This is a genomic window from Bifidobacterium biavatii DSM 23969 (assembly GCF_000741165.1).
GTDB classification, from domain to species: Bacteria; Actinomycetota; Actinomycetes; order Actinomycetales; family Bifidobacteriaceae; genus Bifidobacterium; species Bifidobacterium biavatii.
This window is the reverse complement of the sequence record NZ_JGYN01000042.1, coordinates 1-21,159: the sequence shown is the minus strand read 5'-3', so window position 1 is coordinate 21,159 and position 21,159 is coordinate 1. Positions and strand designations below refer to the sequence as shown.

General features: G+C 63.9%; 16 protein-coding genes. 2 read left to right on the top strand and 14 right to left on the bottom strand.

Annotated elements, in window-relative coordinates; all coding sequences use genetic code 11:
• Nucleotides 1-764: SAF domain-containing protein (locus BBIA_RS13570; protein ID WP_081892409.1), on the top strand; the 764-nt coding region annotated here is incomplete at its 5' end.
• Between the two features lie 59 nt (nucleotides 765-823).
• Here BBIA_RS13570 and BBIA_RS15270 read toward each other — a convergent pair.
• The 7 genes from BBIA_RS15270 to BBIA_RS12325 form a co-directional block, all read right to left on the bottom strand.
• A complete protein-coding gene (locus BBIA_RS15270; RefSeq protein WP_051924066.1) occupies nucleotides 824-1,075 on the bottom strand; it encodes a hypothetical protein in 252 nt (83 codons plus the stop codon).
• Nucleotides 1,075-4,752 (bottom strand): helicase, encoded by a 3,678-nt coding sequence (locus BBIA_RS12350; protein WP_160268231.1) that lies wholly within the window; start codon nucleotides 4,750-4,752, stop codon nucleotides 1,075-1,077. The genes BBIA_RS15270 and BBIA_RS12350 overlap by 1 nt, the downstream gene beginning before the upstream one ends.
• A gap of 6 nt (nucleotides 4,753-4,758) precedes the next feature.
• Entirely contained in the window at nucleotides 4,759-6,321 is a 1,563-nt protein-coding gene (locus BBIA_RS12345) for an FHA domain-containing protein (protein ID WP_160268229.1), read from the bottom strand.
• A 274-nt stretch (nucleotides 6,322-6,595) separates the two neighbouring features.
• On the bottom strand, nucleotides 6,596-6,979 hold the full coding sequence (gene rplL, locus BBIA_RS12340) for a 50S ribosomal protein L7/L12 (protein ID WP_033493861.1): 384 nt from the start codon (nucleotides 6,977-6,979) through the stop codon (nucleotides 6,596-6,598).
• A 105-nt stretch (nucleotides 6,980-7,084) separates the two neighbouring features.
• Nucleotides 7,085-7,606 carry a 50S ribosomal protein L10 gene (gene rplJ, locus BBIA_RS12335; RefSeq protein ID WP_033493859.1) on the bottom strand — a complete coding sequence of 174 codons (522 nt, stop codon included), beginning with the start codon at nucleotides 7,604-7,606 and terminating at the stop codon, nucleotides 7,085-7,087.
• 345 nt (nucleotides 7,607-7,951) lie between these two features.
• Nucleotides 7,952-9,265 (bottom strand): MFS transporter, encoded by a 1,314-nt coding sequence (locus tag BBIA_RS12330; protein WP_033493857.1) that lies wholly within the window; start codon nucleotides 9,263-9,265, stop codon nucleotides 7,952-7,954.
• 837 nt (nucleotides 9,266-10,102) lie between these two features.
• Nucleotides 10,103-11,497, bottom strand: coding sequence for an NCS2 family permease (locus BBIA_RS12325; protein ID WP_033493855.1), 1,395 nt, complete (start codon nucleotides 11,495-11,497; stop codon nucleotides 10,103-10,105).
• Between the two features lie 496 nt (nucleotides 11,498-11,993).
• Between BBIA_RS12325 and BBIA_RS12320 the strand changes: the two genes are divergently transcribed.
• Nucleotides 11,994-12,917: a hypothetical protein gene (locus tag BBIA_RS12320; protein ID WP_051924063.1), complete on the top strand. Its 924-nt coding sequence runs from the start codon at nucleotides 11,994-11,996 to the stop codon at nucleotides 12,915-12,917.
• Nucleotides 12,918-13,599: 682 nt separating this feature from the next.
• Here BBIA_RS12320 and pstB read toward each other — a convergent pair.
• From pstB to mtnN, 7 genes are all read right to left on the bottom strand, one after another.
• Nucleotides 13,600-14,379 carry a phosphate ABC transporter ATP-binding protein PstB gene (gene pstB / locus BBIA_RS12315; RefSeq protein WP_033493853.1) on the bottom strand — a complete coding sequence of 260 codons (780 nt, stop codon included), beginning with the start codon at nucleotides 14,377-14,379 and terminating at the stop codon, nucleotides 13,600-13,602.
• Nucleotides 14,380-14,437: 58 nt separating this feature from the next.
• Nucleotides 14,438-15,436 carry a phosphate ABC transporter permease PstA gene (pstA, locus tag BBIA_RS12310; protein WP_033493851.1) on the bottom strand — a complete coding sequence of 333 codons (999 nt, stop codon included), beginning with the start codon at nucleotides 15,434-15,436 and terminating at the stop codon, nucleotides 14,438-14,440.
• A complete protein-coding gene (gene pstC, locus BBIA_RS12305) occupies nucleotides 15,436-16,392 on the bottom strand; it encodes a phosphate ABC transporter permease subunit PstC (RefSeq protein ID WP_033493849.1) in 957 nt (318 codons plus the stop codon). Before pstC ends, pstA begins: the two co-directional genes overlap by 1 nt.
• Before the next feature lie 143 nt (nucleotides 16,393-16,535).
• Nucleotides 16,536-17,684 carry a phosphate ABC transporter substrate-binding protein PstS gene (gene pstS, locus BBIA_RS12300; RefSeq protein ID WP_033493847.1) on the bottom strand — a complete coding sequence of 383 codons (1,149 nt, stop codon included), beginning with the start codon at nucleotides 17,682-17,684 and terminating at the stop codon, nucleotides 16,536-16,538.
• Between the two features lie 264 nt (nucleotides 17,685-17,948).
• Nucleotides 17,949-18,653 (bottom strand): response regulator transcription factor, encoded by a 705-nt coding sequence (locus tag BBIA_RS12295; RefSeq protein WP_033493845.1) that lies wholly within the window; start codon nucleotides 18,651-18,653, stop codon nucleotides 17,949-17,951.
• Nucleotides 18,654-18,831: 178 nt separating this feature from the next.
• Nucleotides 18,832-20,133 (bottom strand): sensor histidine kinase, encoded by a 1,302-nt coding sequence (locus BBIA_RS12290; RefSeq protein WP_033493843.1) that lies wholly within the window; start codon nucleotides 20,131-20,133, stop codon nucleotides 18,832-18,834.
• Between the two features lie 241 nt (nucleotides 20,134-20,374).
• Complete coding sequence (gene mtnN, locus BBIA_RS12285; protein ID WP_033493841.1) at nucleotides 20,375-21,082, bottom strand: 5'-methylthioadenosine/S-adenosylhomocysteine nucleosidase; 708 nt, start codon at nucleotides 21,080-21,082, stop codon at nucleotides 20,375-20,377.
• Between the last annotated feature and the right edge of the window lie 77 nt (nucleotides 21,083-21,159).

Sequence of the window (21,159 nt, the reverse complement as noted above, 5' to 3'; positions counted from 1 at the left end):
TGTGCGCGGGCGTCGCGGTGTTCGCCGCGTTGTCCTGCATGACGGAAACGGCCGAAACGCGGCGGATCGTCGTCGCCTCCTCCGACATCGCGCGCGGTTCCGTGATACGCGGCCCGATGCTGCAGACAATCGACGTACCCACGAGCGCCGCGCTCGACTCGGCGATCGGCTCGGTCGGGGAATTGGACGGCGACGAGGCCGTCGCGCAGGTCGACATCGCGGCCGGCCAACCACTGTTCCGTTCGATGGTCAGTGCGCGCCCGACCGTGCCCGACGGGCACACGGTGGTCGAGGTCCGCCTGTCCAGCGCGCCCGACGCACTGACGGTCGGCGAGGAGGTTTCCCTCGCCTCGGCTTCGGGCTGCACGGCGAACGACAGCGACGATCATGGCGACGTGTCGTCCGACCGGTCATCCGGCACGGAAGAAACTCACGAAGAAACTGGCAAAGAAACCAGCAATCAGGCCTCAGATGGCTCGGAAACGTCCAGTGCGACCGATGATGCGGAGCGGTCCGACGCAACAACCGCAACGGGCCAATCCGACGAACCGGCAGAAACCAAATCCTGCACGCTGACATCGCAGGCCGTAGTCATGGCCGTACCGCAGACGGCAACCGGCGACGGCGGCAATAGCGACAGCACGTTCCGCGGCATCGGCGATGCCGGCGTCGTCTCCCTGGCCATGCCGTCGGACGACGCTATGCGCGTCCTCGCCGCACAGGAAACCGGTCCGGTCATCGCGGCCACGCGCCGAAAACACTGACACCGCGGCCCGACGGAACGCCTATGCCGTCGTCGCCGCACCGCCCGCATTGGCCCGTATCACTGTCGTTCGTTGAATACGGCCCAATGCGGCGGCAGCTCGCCGAGGATACGCTTGTCGTCGTCCGCTTCGCGCTGGCGTTCGGTCACCATGTCGCCGGGTTCGAGCTTGACGCCGTCTGCGTCGAACTTCTCGGTGCCATGGAACACGACCCGCTTGTGCTTGCGCGGCGTGCGACGGGAAGCATCATAGGCCGGCGTCGGCCTGCCGCCAGTTTCGCCCGTCGCATTCGAATGCCGTTCCGTCTCGATCACCGGTTCTCCTGGTAGATCTCGCTGATGCGCGACACGATGTGGTCTACTTCCTTGTCTGGGTTGACGAACGCGGCCACGCTCCACACGCTCATCACGGCCCAGCCGAGCGAGGCCATGTCCTGCATCATCAGGCGGTGGCGCTCTCGCGTGGACTGCGTGCTCATGAACTGCACATCGTCGGTGAGCACGGCGAGCGCGAACGGCTTGTCCTTGACGCCCACGACCATCGGGATGCGCAGGCCTCGGTCGTAGCCGTAGTTGACGGCCACGTTGAGTCCGCGCGCGCGAAGCCGTTCGGCAAGGTCGTCGAACAGCACGTTGCCGGTGGTCTCCTCCCCCGTGCCGGGCGCGGCGGGCGTGCCGTCGAGCCGGTCGGCCCAGGCGAGCATCGTCTTGAGCAGCTTCGGGCCGGGCTGGTGGATGCGGTCGTCGTCAAGTTCGTCGGCAAGGAACGTGGACGTGATGTCCACGTTGCGGTCGGCCAGCGCGAGCGCGTCGAGCAGCAGCCGCTGCCCGCAGTCGCCCTCGAGCGGCCCGAACTGCTGAAGCAGCCGGCCGTGCGTGGTCTTCGCATAGCACAGCGCGAGAATCACGTCAGTGGCGTGCGCGCCCGCGACCTCGTTGACGTTCACGATGCGCACGTGACGCAGGAACCGGCCCATGTCCTTGTCGCGCGAGGCGAGCGACTTCAGTTCGGCGCCAAGCCGCACGCGGAACGTTTCGGTCAAGCTGACGACGGTAAGCACGTAGCTGGCCGGCACGATGGTGAACGTGGCGGCGCGGTTCACGATGAGCTGCACGACCTGCTCGATCTCCTGCTGACTGGATTCAACCAGTCCGCTCGACATGACCGGCACACCGGAGCCTTCGACGTGGTGGAAGCGCACCGATCCCTGCTTGATGGCCACGTCGTGGCGCACGGTGCCGTATCCGTGCGTTTCGAGGAACGCAGTGAGTTTGGGCGACCGGCGCACCGGATGCGATGGCGCTTCGACGCTCGGCAGCAGCGAGATCAGCTTGGCGAGCGACGCCGAGGTGACCGTGTTGCGATGTGCGAGCACGACGACGTGGCGCGTGCGCGCGACGATCGTGAGCAGTTCGACGGCCGGCATGTGCGCGCCCGCGTCGATGATCGCGACGTCGGCGATCGGTTCGGTGCCGGTGAGCGCGGCCAGCGTCGCCGGCGTGGCGATCAGGATCGGCTTGGCGGCGGAGATGATCTCCGGGCAGTCGCGGCGCACGCGGCTGAACGAAACACGGGATCCACCGGCGAGCGTGGTGTGCAGCTGGTTGGCTTCCTGCGTGCGCGAGAACAGCAGGTCGGACAGCCGGCGCATGGATTCCTGCGCGATCATCGGCCCGATCGAACGCACGTGTTCGATGTCGACCTGCGCGAACCGGTCGGCGGCGGCCTGCATGGCCGAACCGTCCTGGTTCGAGATGATCGCGGATGCGCGCACGATGTCCTCGAACACGGTTGTCCACCATGCGAGCTGCAGTTCGCCGGCGACCGCGTCGAGCGCGACGTGGCGGGCACGCAGGTCATCGACAAGCTCGGTGAGTCCGGCCGTGCGGAACTCCTGTTCGAGCCCGTAGCGTTCGGGCAGCGTGTCGAGCGCGCGGCGGTCCTCGTATAGAGCCTTGAGCCGCTCCTCCACGTCGTTGAAGTCGACGGTTTCGAGGTTGCCGCCGGCGGGCGTGGTGGCGAGCACCGTGTTGAGCGCGGTGATGCCGGACGCGAGCGCGTCCTGCGTGTCGATGATGTCGTCGAGGCGTCCCGGGAGCACGGGCCAGCCGCCGCGCGGCACGAACATGTGCCACTGGTCGGCCTGCTTGGCCACGACCTTGAGCGCCTCGTGCAGGTTTTCGACCTGCGCGCCCACGCGCAGCAGGCTCTTGGCTTCCTTGACGTGGCGGCGGCGCTCCCAGAAGCCCATGCTGGTGCCGTCGGCCTTGCGGTCGGCCTTGGGCTTGGTCGCCTCGATCATGGAGGCGATGTCGCGTTCGAAGATCTCCGGCTGGAACACGTCGAGCACGCGGCGCAGGTTCTTGAGCACGGTGACCTGGCGTCCCCATTCGCGCGCGTTGGTCGGCACGGGGAATCCGCAGGTCTGCACGGTGGTGGTCACCTGTTCGCGCGTGGCCGGCAGCAGCTTGTTGAGCAGGTCGACGACGTGCTGGTAGGCGTCCACGGCCTCCTGTTCGGTGTTGAGCGACGCGCCGAACCACACGGTGTCGTCGGGGCCGATCGAGTATTCGCCCAGTTCGCCGGCACGCTGCAGCTTGGCCGCCCACTCGTCGAGATGACCGCCGATCGCCTGCGCGGTGGCGCGGCTCAGGCGCACGCGCGTGGCCGGATGCGTCGGCTTGGCGGCGATGTTGGCGAGGTTCTGGATGGTCTGGTACGCGCTCACGCCCCAGCGATCGCTCACGCCGTGCAGGTCGCCGAGATATCGGGTCAGTCGCGAGCGCACGCCGACAAGCTCGTCGGACAGCTGGTCAAAGCGCGACGAGGCAACGCCCGGCTGGAAGCCGACCGCGGCGATCAGCTGGCGGTCGATGCTTGCCGCGGCGCGTTCGTCGGCGATGTCGAGCAGCTGGCCGCCCATTTCGTTCGCGCTCACGGCCTGCACGAACCGGCGCTTCTGCTCGGCCACGCACGGCACGTAAAGCACGGTATGGCCGTTCATCACGCAGCGCGACGCGACGGCCGCGGCCTGGTCGGCGGTGTCCTTGCCGACTTCGCCGTCGATGAACAGGCTGTGTCCGGCGGCGGCCATGTTGGCCGCGTATCGCACGGTGTTGTCGACGTCGCCGATCTCGTATTCGGTGTGCGGATCGGCGTCGAACGGGCTGTATTCGGGCATGGTCGCGTTCGTAAGCGCGTCGGCCGCGTCGGAGTATCCGGCGAGCGCGTCGAGCAGCTCGTTGCCGCTCGGCGCTTCGGCGAGCTGGTCGATGATCCGCTGGCTTTCGGCGAGGATCATGGACGACGGGTCGACGAAGCAGCCGAGGATGATGTGCCGTTCGACGGAAAAGTCGCGGAACACTTCGGATACGCGGTCAGTGATCAGCGCGAACACAGCGGACGTGTCGGGCACGCCGTTGGCGTAGTTGGACGCGTCGAACAGGTCTTCGGCGGTGAGCGTGATGTGCTGTTCGCGCATGACGGCCGTGAACGCGGTGTTGAGTTCCACGCGGCCGGTGAAGCGGATCGTGAACTGCGGCTCGGATTTGCCATCCACGCGCGTCACGTCGACCGGGTAGAGCAGCACGGGCATCTGGTTGCCCTCCCAGCTGGCCACGCCCACGGCGAGGGACAGTTCGGCGACGCCGCTGAACCGCATTTTCGCGGTTTTGTCGTCGAGCACGCGTTCGATGCGGCGGCCTGCGGCGCGCAGCATGCCGCTGTCGCGGAACAGCGCTTCAAGCGGCGCGTGCCCGCTGGCGAACAGCTGCGCGATGCCGGAGGGGTGCGCGTGCGTCAGGTCGAGTTTGGCGCTCAGCTGGTTGATGTCCTCGAGTGGCGACGGTGCCAGGCCGGCTCGGTACTGTTCTCGCCACGCGCGCAGGTCGGCGAGCGTGTTCGCGGCCGGCGCGACGGTCGTGTCGATCACGGTCGGCGCGGCGGTTTCGTCCGCGTCGGAAATGTTGGGGGTGGTGTTTTCGCTCATCTCGACTCACTTCCCTGCCGCTTTGCGGTAGTCCTGATATCCGGGATTGTCGGCCAGCGCGGCGTCCACGTCGGCGTTGCCCTGCGCCACGAGCCACGCGTACAGATCGTCGTACAGGGACGGGTTCATCGCGAGGAACGGCAGCAGCTGCGGATAGCGCGCCATCGCGAACTGGGTGCTGAAATCGGTGGTGCGCTTCGCGTCGTCGGACGTGAACCCGTTGACTTCGACGGCCGGTTCGGCCTTGCGGAACTCGCCTTTCGACACGCGGTCGAACACGGATCCCGGCTCGAACGCCGGCTTGTACGGTTCGGGCGAGTACGCGGCGGGCTGCTGGAACGCGTCCTGCGGCTGCGGTTCGGCGGTCTCGGGCTCGTCCGCGGGTTCGCGTTCGTCGCCGGTCTTGTCGGACGCCGTATCGCCGTCGGCCGCGTCGTCATCGGCGGTCGAGTCGACCGCGGGCGCGTCAGTCGCAGGCGCGGTTTCGAGCGCAACGTCGTTCGCGGTCTCGTCTGCGGTCGCAACGTCATCCGCGTCTTCGCCGGCCGCAACGGCTGCCGGCTCGTCGGACGCGCCGACAGTACTGTCCTGCGCCGCAACCGGCTGCCCGGTCATGATTGGCTGCTCGGTCACGACCGGTGCGAACCGCTGTTCCGCCGCCGTCTGCGCGACATGCTGGTCGATAGACGACTGCGCGGCCGGCAGATTCGTCGACTGCGGTTCGTCCTGAGCATGATGCGGACGCTGCGCGATCACGGAAATCGGCATGACGCGATCGGCCGACGAACCGGCGTCCGTCCTGAGCACGGACGATTCAGCCGGCGGTTCGACCGGCTCGACGGCGAACGGCTGGGCGCCGACGTCAGGAATGTCCGCGGAATCGGCCATCGCGTCGGCGAACAGGTCGCGCGGCTCGCGTGACGGCACCGGCATGACGTTCAGCGGCACGGTTTCGGGCATGCCGTCGCCCTCCGGCTCCTCACGGATCGGGCGCATCGGCGTGAAGCTGCGCAGCGACGCGGCCTTCAGCTCACTCGCGCGGCGGGACACGCTGCTCGCGTCGAACATGCTGGTCGGCTCGCCAGCGCGCAGGTCGAGAATATCGTCGACAGACAGTCCGGACGCATCCGGTTCGGGCTTCGCGTCGCCGACGGCGTATTCGAACAGGTCGGCGACCGGCTGTTCCGGCTCAGGTTCGGCGGGCTCGTCGACCATGACGAAGTCGACCGGCACGTCGCCGAACTGCATGCGCACGGCGGTCGACGGTAACGGGAACTCGGCGTCGGCGGGCAGGCGGATCAGCTGGCCGTCGTCGCGCACCATGTACGTGCCGTTCGTCGAATGCATGTCGCGCAGCGTGGCCGAACCGTTGACGGCAACGGAAAACACGGCGTGACGCTTCGACATCGAACGCGTCTCGTCGGGAACCTCAAAGCGCGGATTGCCGTCGTCGGCAAGCGGGCGGATCGGCCGGCGACCGATTTCCAGGCTCTCCGACGGCGAGACGCTCACCTGATCACAGCCCTTGACTCTCACCAACCACTTGCGAGACCGCTGTTCCTCACTCACCGCGCCAGCCTTCCTTTCTTCAAGTGCCATTCACGGACCCCGGCACGTCTCATGCCGCCACGCCCCTTGCTACGTGCCATTGTGTCATGTTTCGCGAAAAATCGCGCGCCATCGCGACACGAAACGGCAACTTCGCCCACAATCATCGCACGACCCTTGGCCGCGCTCCCGACCATATGCGTGCGGATAACGGAAAACCCCGCCACTCCGGGAAACCGAAGTAACGGGGTTTTCGCAAAAGCTGTGCAATGCGCGGGATTCCCTCCCGCAGTCATTACTTGAGCTCGACGGTGGCGCCAGCCTCTTCCAGCTGAGCCTTGGCCTTCTCGGCGTCTTCCTTCTTGGCCTTCTCGAGGATGGCCTTCGGAGCGCCGTCAACCATGGCCTTAGCCTCGGCGAGGCCGGCGTTGGTGATGGCCTTGACGGCCTTGATGACCTGGATCTTCTTGTCGCCGACAGCGGTCAGGACGACGTCGAACTCGGTCTTCTCCTCTTCCTCAGCGGCAGCGCCCGGAGCGGCAACAGCGGCGACAGCGGCGACCGGAGCGGCAGCCTCGACGTCGAACTTCTCCTCGAAGGCCTTGACGAACTCGGAGAGCTCGACGAGGGTCATTTCACCGAAAGCTTCCAGCAGCTCTTCGTTGGTGTACTTAGCCATAATGGCTTCCTTTCATTCTGGCGGCGGCCTGCGTGCTCGTGCCTGCGCGCCGTCTCAATGTTTGTTTGTTTTTCCGAATGGTTCATGCGGCGAGCCGCATGGGGATCAAGCTGCCTTTTCCTGCTTCTCGCGCAGGGCGTCGATGGTACGCACGGCCTTGGTCGGCAGAGCGACAAACAGGTACGCGGCCTTGGAGGTCGTGGCCTTGAGGTCGCCGGCGAACTTGGACAGCAGCTGCGGGCGAGACATCATGTCCGCCAGCTTCGTCGCACCCTCGCCGTCGTAGACGGTGCCATCGGCATAGCCGCCCGAGATAACGAGAGCCTTGTTGGTCTTGGCAAAGTCACGCAGGACCTTCGCAGCCTCAATGAAGTCGCCCTTCACGAAAGTGATGGCGGTCGGGCCCTTGAGCAGGTCGTCAAGACCCTCAATGCCCGCTTCCTTGGCGGCGATACGCGCCAGCGTGTTCTTAGCCACAGTGTAGGAAGTATCGCGGCCTAGCTTTTCGCGCAGTTCGGAAACCTGCGGAACGGTAAGCCCGCGGTACTCGGTCAGGTAGACAGCATCGGCGTTACGGAACTGCTCCGTAAGCTGAGCGACCACCGCTTCCTTTTCGGGCCTCTTCATGGCGTTCCTTCCTAGATCGGCCGTTGATCTTCTGGGTTCGGAACTCCGGGCTGCCCGGGCAATAAAAAAGCCCTGCGCACAGGCAGAGCAACATTCGACCGCGTCTTGCGACGTGCGGCAACCCGCGAACGGGCGACTATCTCTCAACCTGCGCTGGCTTGGCGTACCAAACTTCGTGGGATTCGCATCCCAAACCAACGGTCTGTGGTTTACGAATGAATAAAATACGCCCGGGCAATGACTTTCGTCAAACCCGGGCGTGTCGTCGTTATAGATCCCATGATTACGCGAAGCGCAACATCACTGCCCATGCGGTCACAGGATCATATCGCTGCAGTCAGCGGATCACAGCTCGTAATCCTTATCCTTGCTCTCCTTGATCAGGAACAGGGCAACAAGCGCGAGCGCCGCCATCACGGCCATGTACCAGCCCACCGACATCACGCCGTGGGTCTCGACCAGCCAGGTCGCCAGCGACGGGGCGAACGCGCCGCCGAAGATCGCGGCGAGGTTGTAGCTCAGGCCGGCGCCGGAGTAGCGCACGTTCGTCGGGAACAGCTCGGGCAGGTACGCGCCGCACGGGCCGAACAGGCCGCCCATGAACACGAAGCCGATGCACAGGAACAGCATGATCGTCACCGGATTGTGCTGCAGCAGGGCCGGGGCGACGAGGCTGAAGATCAGCGTGCCGGCGGTGAAGAAGATCAACGTCTTCTTACGTCCGTACTTGTCCGCGGCGAGGCAGCCGACGATGATGAACGCGGCGAAGAAGAACACGGAGACCATCTGCATGCCGAGATACTGCGGCTGGGTGAAGTTCAGGCCAGCCACGCCATAGCTGAGGGACCACGTGCCGAGGATGTAGAACAGCGTGTAGGTGATGCCCATCGCGACCGTGCCAAGCAGGACTTCCTTCCAATACGGCAGCAGGTCGGCGAGCGGGTGCTTCGAGGTGCGCTTCTCGGCGGCGGCCTTCGCGAAGATCGGGGTTTCGCTCATGCGTTCACGCACGTACAGGCCGATGATGACCAGCACCGCGGAAAGCAGGAACGGGATGCGCCAGCCGAACGCGAGCATCTGATCCTTGCTCAGCGTGGTGGTCAGCAGCAGGTTGATGCCGTAGGCGCAGAAGAAGCCGATCGGGGCACCGAGATTCGGGAACGAGCCGAACAGCGCGCGCTTGTTCGCCGGAGCGTTCTCCGTGGCAACCAGCGCGGCGCCGGACCATTCGCCGGCGAGGCCCACGCCCTGGCAGGCGCGGCACAGGCACAGGATGACCACGGCCCACGCGCCGATCTGCTCGTAGCCGGGCAGCAGGCCGACGACGAACGTGGAGATGCCCATCGTCATCAGGGCAATCACAAGCGTCTTCTTGCGGCCCATCTTGTCGCCGAAGTGGCCGAACAGCAGGGAGCCGAACGGGCGGGCGAGGAAGGAGACAGCGAACGTGACGAACGCCATCAGTGTGGCCAGCGCCGGGTTCGACTTGGCGACGGAGGTGAAGAAGATCGTGCCGAAATAGCTTGCGGCGGCGATGGAATAGCAGTAGTTGTCGTAGAACTCGATGGCGGTGCCCACCATCGACGCGGCGATGATCTCAGGCACGGAGTCGCGCTTCACGGCTTCGCGAGACAGCGAAGCAGTTGCGGATGCGGACATTGGTTTCCCCTCATGTTGTGCGTCATGCGCCGGACCTGCGTCAAATGTAACCGCGCCAGGCGCAATGCGCTGCCGGACGTCTGAGCGCCCGGACGATACCTCTCATATAAGTGTCATAAAAGCCCGCAGGCAGCTTGTAGCCATCCCGGGCAAAAACACACAAGGTATGCGACATCCGCATCATGGGCTTTTGGCCAGCGGTGCCGCACACCGCTGTGCTGAATAATGAGTGTGGCCGATAACCAGGCAAAAGGGAAGACCCTGACCACATACTGAACGAAAATGGCCTCCAGCGGTCACGCGATGGCACATCAGGCACATTTGCCGTCCCGTGACTGGCGGTTAAGTCGCACGATGGCAGAACGTAGGCGAATACCGTTCCATGCGCGATTTCATGCGTGTTTGCGCGGTCACGAGACGGCAAAGTACATGCATCTGCCGTCCCGTGACTATCCGTTTGGTCAGGCGATGGCAGAATACGGGTGTTTGCCATCCCGTGCACTCCTATACGAGCGTTTGCGCGGTCACGAGATGGAAAATCCATTCATTTCACCGTTCCGTGACTAGCGGTTGGTCACGCGACGGCAATATCATCTGACACTCCATCGCGTGACCTCCAAACCGCGCACAGACGCGCAACCCCAATCGCACGCAGGATTACGGCAAGCGATTCTTCGCCGAGGAAACTTCGTTCGAAGCAACACCCGTATTCCTTACATACATTCCTTACATACATTCCTTACATGCAAAAATCCCCGCAGGAAATCCTACGGGGATTACGCAACGCAGTACCGCAATCAATGCTGGGCGATACCGCAGCACCAAGCGATCAGCCGATCACAGCACTGCGTTCAGGATGAAGTCGAGCACGAACAGGATCGCGACGACCCAGATCACCGGGTGCACCTTGTTCGCCTTCTTCTTGCAGGTCATCACGATGCAGTACATGATGAAGCCGCCGGCGATGCCGTACGAGATCGAGTACGAGAACGCCATGAACACGGCGGCGAAGAACGCCGGGATCGCTTCGGTGATGTCGTTCCAGTCGATCTCCTTGAGCGAGGCGGCCATCATGCAGCCGACGATCACGAGCACGCCGGCGGTCGCGGCGGACGGGACCGCGGAGATGATCGGGGACAGGAACGCGGACAGCGCGAAGCAGATCGCGACAACCACGGAGGTCAGGCCGGTGCGGCCGCCGGCCGCGATGCCCGCGGAGGACTCGACGTACGTGGTGGTGTTCGAGGTACCGCAGATCGCGCCGATCGAGGTGGCGATGGAGTCGGCGAACAGGGCCTTATCCATCTTCGAGGAGAAGCCGGAACCGTTCTCAAGAGCCTTCTCGTCGGCCTCGGAGAAGATGCCGGTGCGGCGGCCGGTGCCGATGAACGTGCCGATCGTGTCGAACGTGTCGGACATGGAGAACGCGAAGATCGTGACGATGACGAGCGGCAGGCGCGCGACGTCGGAGAACAGGGCCGGGAAGCCGGCGCCGGTGAAGATCACGCCGAAGGTGGCCGGCAGCTGGGCGAACGTGTCGCCGATGGAGACGGACTGGCCGAAGTTGGTCACGCCAAACGGGATGCCGACGACCGTGGTGATGGCGATGGCGAGCAGCATGCCACCCTTGACCTTGAGCACGGTGAAGACGATCGCGAGCAGCAGACCGATGAGGAACACCCACAGCACGGGGGTGTTGAGCGTGGCGAGGCCCGGGGTGGCGCCGGTGGCGAGACCCTTGCCGGCGGCCTTGGTATCCTTCGGGGTGAAGGTGATGAGGCTGACGTTGAGCATGCCGACGTACGCGACGAACAGGCCGATGCCGCCGCCGATCGCGTGCTGCAGCGTCTCCGGGATGGCCTGGATGATCATCTTACGGATCTTGGTGACGGTGATGATGATGTTAATCAGACCGCACAGGAACACCATGCACAGCGTCTCCTGCCAGGTGAAGCCCAGGCCGAAGCAGACAGTGTAGGTGAAGAACGCGTTCAGGCCCATGCCGGCGGCCTGCGCGTACGGAACGTTGGCGAACAGGCCCATGACGAGCGTGCCGATGATGGCCGCGATGATCGTGGCGAGGAACACGCCGCCCCACGGCATGCCCGTCTGGCTCAAGATCTGCGGGTTGACGACGATGATGTAGCTCATCGCGAAGAACGTGGTCAGACCGGCCATGACCTCGGTGGACACGGTGGTGCCGTTCTCCTTCAAATGGAAGAACTTCTCCATATATCTCTGCTTCCTTTTCGTGGGTTGTTAGGAGCTGGCCGTGCGAGGCACGTGACGACACGTGATGCGCGGCACGGGATGCGTGACGCCTGATATGCGGCAGCGTATTCCAGTGCAAACGCCCGTATGCACCAGCATCATCGGCCATGACCGGTCAGTCATGCCTGTCATGAACCGTGATGTAGCACACGTGCGCGATGCGCGTTGGTGCGTTCCCTGTGCAAACGCGCGTATGCGCAGGTATCATCAACCACCCATCGATCAGCTCCGGCGAGAATCGCGACTCGCCCTGCGTCCGTTTTGCCGAACGCGCCCACGATAGCACCGTCACAAGTCATGGAGGTTTCGTGAATACGTATCGCATACTGGGCGACAGACGGCGCCGACACAGTCTGCGAGTTATCCACAATTTTGCAAAAATCGTGGTTTCATCCACTTATCCACAATTTTCCCGGCGACGCAAGCGAGCCGATCGTAAATCCTGTACAGTCGCCGCATGGAACAGAACATCACCATGCAACAGTCACTTGCCAACCGGGCCGCCGACATCACGCAACGCTGCGCAGACATTGCCGAACAGTTCGGTAAAACAATCCTGTTCGGCATGACCACCGCACTTGAACTGCAAGGCATTGTGCTGCCGGAACGCTGCGGGTTGGACATGACCGCCCTTCACAGCGTCGCCAGCACGGCAGCGAAACGCATCGACGCCGCCGACGGAACGCTGCGCTCACACGTATGGAAACCGATCTCAGCCGATTCGCGGACCGCGATCACCGTCACGCCGTCGGTTCGGGCTCTGCACCCGTTCCACGCGTGGGCGCAACTGGCACGGTATCTTGATCTCGAAGACGTCATCATGCTGGGAGACGCCGTGCTTGCGGCAAGATCGCACGACTCGCGCGACACATATGGATCCCTGATCACGTTGGTCAATAACGTTCGGGGATTCGCCGGACGAACCACGTGTCTGCAGGCGCTGCCCCACATCCGAGACAATGTCGCTTCTCCCATGGAGACGGTCGGGCGGCTTGCCGCAACAAGGCATGGCATCCCCCGTCCTCGGACGAATTACGTCGTGCCCGGAGAAACGTTCGGATCAGGGGTCGCCATGACGGTGGACATGGCATGGCCGGAATTCCGCGTCGCAGTGGAGTACGACGGAGATCATCATCGCACGGACAAATCGCAGTGGCGACGTGATCAGGAGAAGCGTGAACAACTCCGCAGTCACAGTTGGATCGTGATCGTCATCACCGCAGATAATCTGCGGGATGAGGCGCGTCAAGCGGAATTTGCGTTCCGCCTGGCACGGTACCTGTTGCAACGTGGAGCGACGTTCCGATTCCAGCCGACGGCTGCGTCGCTGGTGTCGCGCGTGCCGCATTCGCGGGTGTTGCCCGTAGATGAAGGCTGCTGATAACCGGTAGCCGATCCGTTCACGCCATGAACCCGGTCACGCGATGGCAGTTTGTGTCGTTTTGCCGTCGCGTGTTTTCGGGTGGATCGGCGCAGCTTTGTTGAATCGTGTATTCGACGGTCATGCGATGGAAAGGTGGGACTGATTGCCGTCCCGTGCGACGTTTCGGAGTCACGCGATGGAATATCACGTGATATTACCATCGCGTGATTCGACGGTTCGTCACGCGATGGCGAAATGTGCAGTTTTCCCATCCCGTGACCGCGAAAAGCTCATGAAGACGCGCACGGGACAGCAAAACACAGGTATTCCACCATCGCGTGACTCAACCACCAGTCACGAAACGGTGAAATGCATGGATTTTCCATCCCGTGACCACGGAAAGCATGTGAAGACGCGCATGAGACGGCAAACACCCACACTTTTCCATCGCGTGACCAGACAACTAGATCACAGGATGGAAAATGCGCATGGTTTTCCATCGCATGACCGAGATAAGCACCGCGTCCGCATAGCGGTATGGTTCCGCAACGCCGCCGCAACACAGAACTCCTGCAAAAGACCCGCAAACGCAGGAAGGCCCCGTACCGGAACGCGCGAGCGTCCGGCACGGGGTCTTCCGAAAAAAGCGCGCGGCGGAGAGAAAACACCGCGCGCGGCGACGGCATAGTCCGTCGCGCGATCAGCCGAAGCGGCCGGAGACGTAGCGCTCGGCCTCTTCATTCTGCGGGTTGTTGAACATGGTGGTGGTGTCCGCGAAGTACTCGAGGTGGCCCGGCTGGCCCACGGCCTTCAGGTTGAAGAACGCGGTGTAGTCGGCGATACGCGCGGCCTGCTGCATGTTGTGGGTCACGATCACGATCGTGTAGTCGCCCTTGAGCTCCTGGATCAGGTCCTCGACGGCGAGGGTCGAGATCGGGTCCAGAGCGGAGCACGGCTCGTCCATGAGGAGCACCTGCGGGTGCACGGCAACCGCGCGCGCGATGCACAGACGCTGCTGCTGGCCACCAGACAGGCCGATGCCCGGGTTGTCGAGACGGTCCTTGACCTCGTTCCACAGGTTCGCGCCGCGCAGGGCCCACTCGACGAGGTCGTCGGCGTCGGACTTGGAGATCTTGCGGTTGTTCAGGCGCACGCCGGCCAGCACGTTCTCGCGAATGGACATGGTCGGGAACGGGTTCGGGCGCTGGAACACCATGCCGACGTCGCGGCGCACGGAGACCGGGTCCACGTCCTTGTCGTACAGGTTCTTGCCTTCGAGCAGTACCTCGCCCTTGACGTGGGCGCCGGGGATGATCTCGTGCATGCGGTCGAGGGTGCGCAGCACCGTCGACTTACCGCAGCCGGACGGTCCGATGAACGCGGTCACTTTGTTGGGTTCGATGTGGATGTTCACGTCTTCTACGGCGAGGAAGTTGCCGTAGTAGATGTTCAGATGGTTGACATCAATGCGTTGTCCCATGTGAATTTCCTTATTTGATATTTACCGAAGTTCTTGTCGCGATCAGCGATCAGCCGCGTCAGCGTTCGGCCTTGACGGCGAAGACCTTCGCCACAAGACGGCCGATGCCGTTGAGGATGAGGACGATCAGGATCAGCACGAGGGCTGCGGCCCAGGAGCGCTCCATCGGGATGGTCGGCACGCAGGCCGCGGTCGCGTTGGCCGGGCAGTTGGCGCTCAGCTTGGAGTATTCCTGGTAGACGTAGACCGGCAGCGTGGTCATCTTGCCGTCGAACAGGTTGATGTTCGTGGACGCGATGTAGCCGGCGGTCATGAGTAGCGGCGCGGTTTCGCCGATGACTCGCGCGATGGCGAGGATGCAGCCGGAGACGATGCCCGGCAGGGCGGTGCGCAGCACGATCTTGGTGATGGTGCGCTGCTTGGTCACGCCGAGCGCGTACGACGCTTCGCGCAGGTCGCCGGGGACGATCTTGAGCATTTCCTCGCTGGACTTGACGACGGTCGGCAGCATGAGCAGCGACAGTGCGACGGAGCCGGCGAAGCCGTTGACCGAACCGGGGCCGAGGATGATCGTGAACATCGAGAACGCGAACAGGCCGGCGACGATGGACGGGATACCGCTCATCACGTCGACGAGCAGCGTGATGGTCTGCGCGAGCTTGCCGCCGTGCGCGTATTCGACGAGATACACGGCGCACATGAGGCCGATCGGGATGGAGATGACCATGGAGCCGAACGTGATCTCGAGCGTGCCGATGATCGCGTGGAGCACGCCGCCGTAACCGCCGGACGGGGTCGGGTTGCCGCCGACGACGCCGGTCATGTTGTAGCTCAGGAAGTTGAGGTTGAGTCGCTTGATGCCGTTGACGAGCGTCGTCCAGAGGACGGAGACCAGCGGAATGCAGGCGACGACGAACGCGAGCGCGATGAGCACGGTCATGATCGCGTCCTTGCGCTTGCGCGAGGCGATCAGCGAGCGGGACGGCTTGAACTTGTCGAAGTCGATGACGGGCGCGCCTTCGAGCGAGGCCTTGGGGTCTTGGGTCAGATCGGCCATCATGCCACCTTCTTTTCAGTGATCTTGCGTGCCACGTAGTTCACCACGAACGTGATGAGGAACAGCACGAGGCCGGTGCCGATCAGCACGGACACGCCAAGGTCGTTGGCTTCCGGGTACTGGGCGGCGATGTTGGCGGCGATCGTCTGGTTCTGCGAGGCCTGCAGCAGCTTGAACGAGTAGGTCAGGCCCGGGGACAGGATCATCAAGACAGCCATCGTTTCGCCGAGCGCGCGGCCGAGGCCGAGCATGGAGGCGGAGACGACGCCGGACTTGCCGAACGGCAGGACGGCGAGCTTGATCATTTCCCACTTGGTCGCGCCGAGCGCGAGGGCGGCTTCCTGCTGCAGGCGGGGAGCCTGCAGGAAGATGTCGCGCGACAGGGACGTGATGATCGGCAGGATCATGACGGCGAGCACGACGGCCACGGTCGCGACGGTGCGCGACGGGCTGGCGGCGGGGCCGGCGAACAGCGGGATCCAACCGAAGTAGGTCGCGATCCAGTTCCAGAACGGGTAGATGGCCGGCACGAGGATCAGGCCGCCCCACAGACCGTAGATAACGGACGGGATTGCGGCGAGCAGGTCGACCACGTAGCTGAGCGCGGTGGCGAGCTTCTTGGGCGCGTAGTGCGAAATGAACAGCGCGATGCCGAGCGACACGAAGAACGAGATCAGCAGGGCGAGCGCAGAGACGAGCACGGTGCCGAACAGCAGCGGGCCGACGTAGCCCCAGAAGCTGGACGCCTTGCCGCCGGTGAAGTCGGAAATCGTCTGGCTGTTGGCCTTCTGGTCGCCGCCGATGAGCGGCCACGCGCGGAACAGCAGGAAGAGGAAGACGGCGGCGAGGACCACGAGGATCAGGATGCCGCAGGCGTAGGCAATGACGCGGAACACCTTGTCCGCGGTCTTGCCGCTGGCGGCGGGCATCATAGCCGCTTTTTCTTGCGAACTCACAGGTTCTCCTTAACGGTTTGCGAAGGAAGACTGCGCGGGCTTGGATTCCATGGGAACCGGGCCGACCACTTCAGGCCGCAGCCACGCTTGGTGCCTGCGGCCTGAAGCATTTCAGTCAGCGGTTCCTTGCGGAATCCTTAGGCTCACTTGGTCTTGATGGCCTCGATGGAGGCGGCGTCCTTCTGGGCGATGGAGTCAGGCAGCGGGGCGGAGCCAGCGGCCTGGGAGGCGGTCTTCTGGCCGTCGGAGCTGGTCACGTAGGTCAGCCAAGCCTTGGTGAACTCGGCGGTCTTGGTGTCCTTGTACTGCGGGCAAGCGATCATGTAGGAGACCAGCACGATCGGGTAGGCGCCCTCGGTGGTGGTGGCGTGGTTGATCTTGACGACCACGCGGTTGTCGCCCTTGACGGACGAGTCGAGCTCGGAGTCGTCGATGACCTTGGTCGCGCCGTCGGCGGAGATCTCGCTGTACTTGTCGCCGACCTTGACGGCCACGGTGCCGAGGTCGCCGACCGCGGAGAAGTCAGCGTAGCCGATGGTGCCGTCGGCCTGCTTCACGGTGGAGACGACGCCCGAGGTGCCCTTGGCGCCCTGGCCAACGGAGTTCGGCCAGTTCTCGGACAGATCGTAGGTCCAAGCGTCAGGAGCCTGATCCTTGAAGTAGCTCACGAAGTTCTGGGTGGTGCCGGACTTATCGGAACGGTGGACCACGGTGATCGCGGTGTCGGGGAGCTTGAGGTCCGGGTTCTGGTCGGCGATGGCCTTGTCGTTCCACTTGGTGATCTTGCCGTCGAAAATCTTGGCGATGGTGGTGGCGTCCATGTTGATGTGCTTGCCAGCGTCGGACACGCCCTTGAGGTTGAAGACCACGGCGATCGGGGAGATGTAGACCGGGATGTCGAACGCGGTGGTGTTGGCTGCGCACACGGAGGAGGACTGGTCCACTTCGTCGTCGGCGAGGGCCTTATCGGAGCCGGCCCACGCGGTAGCGCCGGTCAGGAAGGTCTTGACGCCGGCGCCGGAGCCGGACGGATCGTACGCGATCTTGGCGTCCGGGTTGGTGCCCTGGAAGCCGGCAACCCAGGCCTCGACGGCGGCCTGCTGCGAGGAAGCGCCGGCGCCGTTGAAGTTGCCCGAGATCGGGGTGGAGGACGAGGTGGTGTCGGAAGAAGAGGAAGAGCCGTTGCTGCCGGAGTTGGAGGCGGTGGTGTTGTCACCGCAAGCAGCGAGCGAAGCCAGCATCGCAATGCCAGAAATGGCCGCGATGGAGCGGAAAAGCACATTCTTACGCATGTCTGTTTCTCTCTATTCTGTCAATCAATCTTTTTGACAGTTCAAGACTAAAAGACATCCGGCAGTCCGTCCGCCAAAATCGGTGAACGCAAGATGAACAGTTGCCAATCAATCCGACTACGCCCCGGCTACGTCGTTTTGCGTAACCGGGGCGTAGTACCAGACCCTGCGTCTCAGCGTCACCCAGTGGACAAACAATCCAGCAAACTGTTCGTAGCCGTGCGCATCAACGCACGCGCTAAGCACAGCGTGACGCAGAACGTGTCAGTCTGTCGGAGCATCGATCTTGTACCCAAGCCCACGCACGGTCGTCAAGTACTTTGGATGCGCCGGATCGACCTCGATCTTCGAACGCACGCGCTTGACGTGCACGTCGAGCGTCTTCGTGTCGCCGACGTAATCCGAACCCCAGATCCGGTCGATGAGCTGGTGGCGCGTCATCACGCGGCCCTTGTTCTGCATGAGGTATTCGAGCAGTTCGAATTCCTTGAGCGGGAAGAACACGTTCTCGCCGCGCACGCTCACCTGATGCTGCCCGATGTGCATGACGATGTCGCCGCAGGTCAGCGGCATGTCGCCGTCGACGCCTTCGGAGACCTCGGCGACCATCTGGTTGCGGCGTAGCACGGCGCGGATGCGCGCGAGCAGCTCGCGGAACGAGTACGGCTTGGTCACGTAGTCGTCGGCGCCGATCTCGAGCCCGACGACCTTGTCGATTTCCGCGCTTTTCGCCGTGAGCATGATGATCGGCACGCGGCTCTGCTCGCGGATGCGCCTGCACAGCGCGGTGCCGTCGAGGCCGGGGAGCATGAGGTCGAGCAGGACGAGGTCGAAGCCGCCCTGCGTGAACAGTTCCAGTCCCTCTTCGCCGGTCGCGGCGGCGGAGACGTCGTATCCTTCGCGCGTGAGCTGGTAGACCAGCGGTTCCCGGTATGATTCCTCGTCTTCCACGATGAGAATGCGTGTCATGTCTGCTCGTTCCCCGTTTCTCTTCTTATGCGTTGTTGCGTGCGTTGTCCGCACGGTCCAGCGAACCCGTCACCAGCGGCCGCGTCGTTTTCCTGCGCATTATCGTAGCCGCTTGGTGAACCGCATATGACTAACTTCCTAAACTACGTACCAAATCGCGCGCACTATATCAACGTAGTCACTCGGCGGTTCCGGCGTCGCGCAGGTCGTCTTCGGTCGCGGCCGGCAGTTCAATCGTGAACGTCGACCCCTCCCCCTCGCGCGACCATACGGAAATCGTGCCGCCGCACTCCTGCACGCAATGCTTGGTGATCGCCAGTCCCAGGCCAGAACCGCCGGTTTCGCGCGAACGCGCCGGATCGACCCGGTAGAACCGTTCGAACACGCGGCCAAGCGATTCGGCCGGAATGCCGATGCCCTGGTCGACCACGCGGATCGTGACCTTGCCGTCCTTCTCCCCCACGCCCACGGCCACGACGGTGTGTTCGGGCGAATAGTGGATCGCGTTTTCGACGAGATTCTTGACCGCAGTTTTGAGCGATTCCGCGTCGCCCATCACGATTTCGTCCGGCGCCGTGGAGCCGACCGGCTCGTCCGCGGCGTCGAGCGGCTGCGGCTCGCCGCCCAGCGTGAACCGAATGTCGATGTGCTTCGCGTCGGCCTGCACCTGATTTTCGCCGATCGCACCGCGCACCACGCCCATCACGGACACGGGGTGCATGTCCATCACGCCTTCCATCGACTGCGCTTTCTGCAGGTCGATGAGCCGGTGCACGAGTTCGGTCAACCGGTTCGATTCCTTCGCAACACGGCCTGCAAAGTACCGCACGGCGTCCGGATCGTCGGACGCGTCGCCGATCGTTTCCGCAAGCAGCGAGATCGCGCCGGCCGGCGTCTTCAATTCGTGCGACACGTTCGTGACGAAGTCGCGCCGCATCGCCTCGAACCGGCGCTGCTCGCTGACGTCGCTGAGGAAGATCGCGTACAGATCGTCGGTCACGTGGCCGATACGCACGCGCAGATAGCGCGTGTCGGACGGCACGTCCTGCCCCGGTTTCACGCCACGGCCGGTCGGCTCACCGGATGCCTGCAGCGCCTGCGCCCGGTCGATCGGAATGCGCACTTCGCGTTCGCGCGCATTGCCGTCGGCGACGACGAGCGCGAGAATATCGCCGATTTCGTCGGATGACAGATTGCCGTGGTCGATCAGGCCGAGCGTCGCGGCGAGCGGGCTCACGTAACGTATGCGACCGCCGGGACCGCATGCGATCATCGCCTCCGGCATGACTTCGATAAGCGCACGTTCGGATTCGCGCACGGGTACGTTGCGGCCGAACAGCGATTGGCGGGTCTTGTCGCGCAGAATATCGTTCACCCGCGTTTCGCCCGCCTGTCGGCCGAGCGTGTACGCCGCGGCAGCGGTCACCGCCAGCGCGCTCAGTACCACAATCACGATCAGCACGACCTGCCACCACGCCATGAGACACCTTTCCGCACGAAACGAACGTACGAATTCCAGCGTAGCGGGCAACATGCGTAATTTGCACGAACGGCTACGTAAGTTCAGCGTCTGTTCACGTTGGTGCGCGAGCCGGGTCAGCGCCTCCGTTCACCGTCATCGCAGCCACGCGACGCGAACGGGCAACCGCCTCGATCGCACCATTCTGCCGGGTTTCCGCAACTCGGCGACGCGCCGCTCACGATGACGATGCCGGGCCAGACTACAGCCGCTTGAGGATGTTGACCGCGAGCGCGGCGGCCGTGTTCGCGTATTCGGAGATGTCGAACTCCTTGAACACCTCGTAGTCGGTGTCCGCGTTGTCCGAGAGGGCGCGGATCACAAGCGCGGGCACGCCGTTGCGGGCCGCCACGTGCGCGACGGCCGCGCCCTCCATTTCGACCGCGTCGGCGCCGGTGTCGCGGATCACCTGCTCGACCTTCTTCGGGTCGTCCACGAAGTAGTTGCCGGAGGCGATGATGCCGGTGATGTGCGTGATGCCCATGTCCGCCAGGGCCGCGTCGGCGAGCGCGAGCAGCCGGTCGTCGGAATGGAATTCCTCGACGGGCGCGTCGGGTTTGCCGGGCGTCCACTGGCCGACGAGGCGCATGTCGGTGTCGAGGTAACGCAGCGTGCCACCGAGCACGACGTCGTTGATGTGCAGGTGCGTGTTGAGGTTGCCGGCGATGCCGGAGAAGATGATCGCGTCGGGCCGGTACGCGTCGATGAGCCGCTGCGCGGTGGCGGCCGCGTTGACGAGGCCCATGCCGCCGACGGTCGCGGCGACGTTGACGGTCGCGCCGCCGTTGGTGGCGATGGTGCCGCGCGAGACGTCGAGGCTGGCTGCGACGTCGTGTTCGACGTCGTTCAGCGCGCTTGCGATGTGCGCGACTTCCTCGTCCAGCGCGCCGATGATGGCGATGGTGGTCATAGGGGTCCTCTCCTCCATACTTGGCTCCCCTTGTCAGGGGAGCTGTCAGCGAAGCTGACTGAGGGGTAGTCATATGT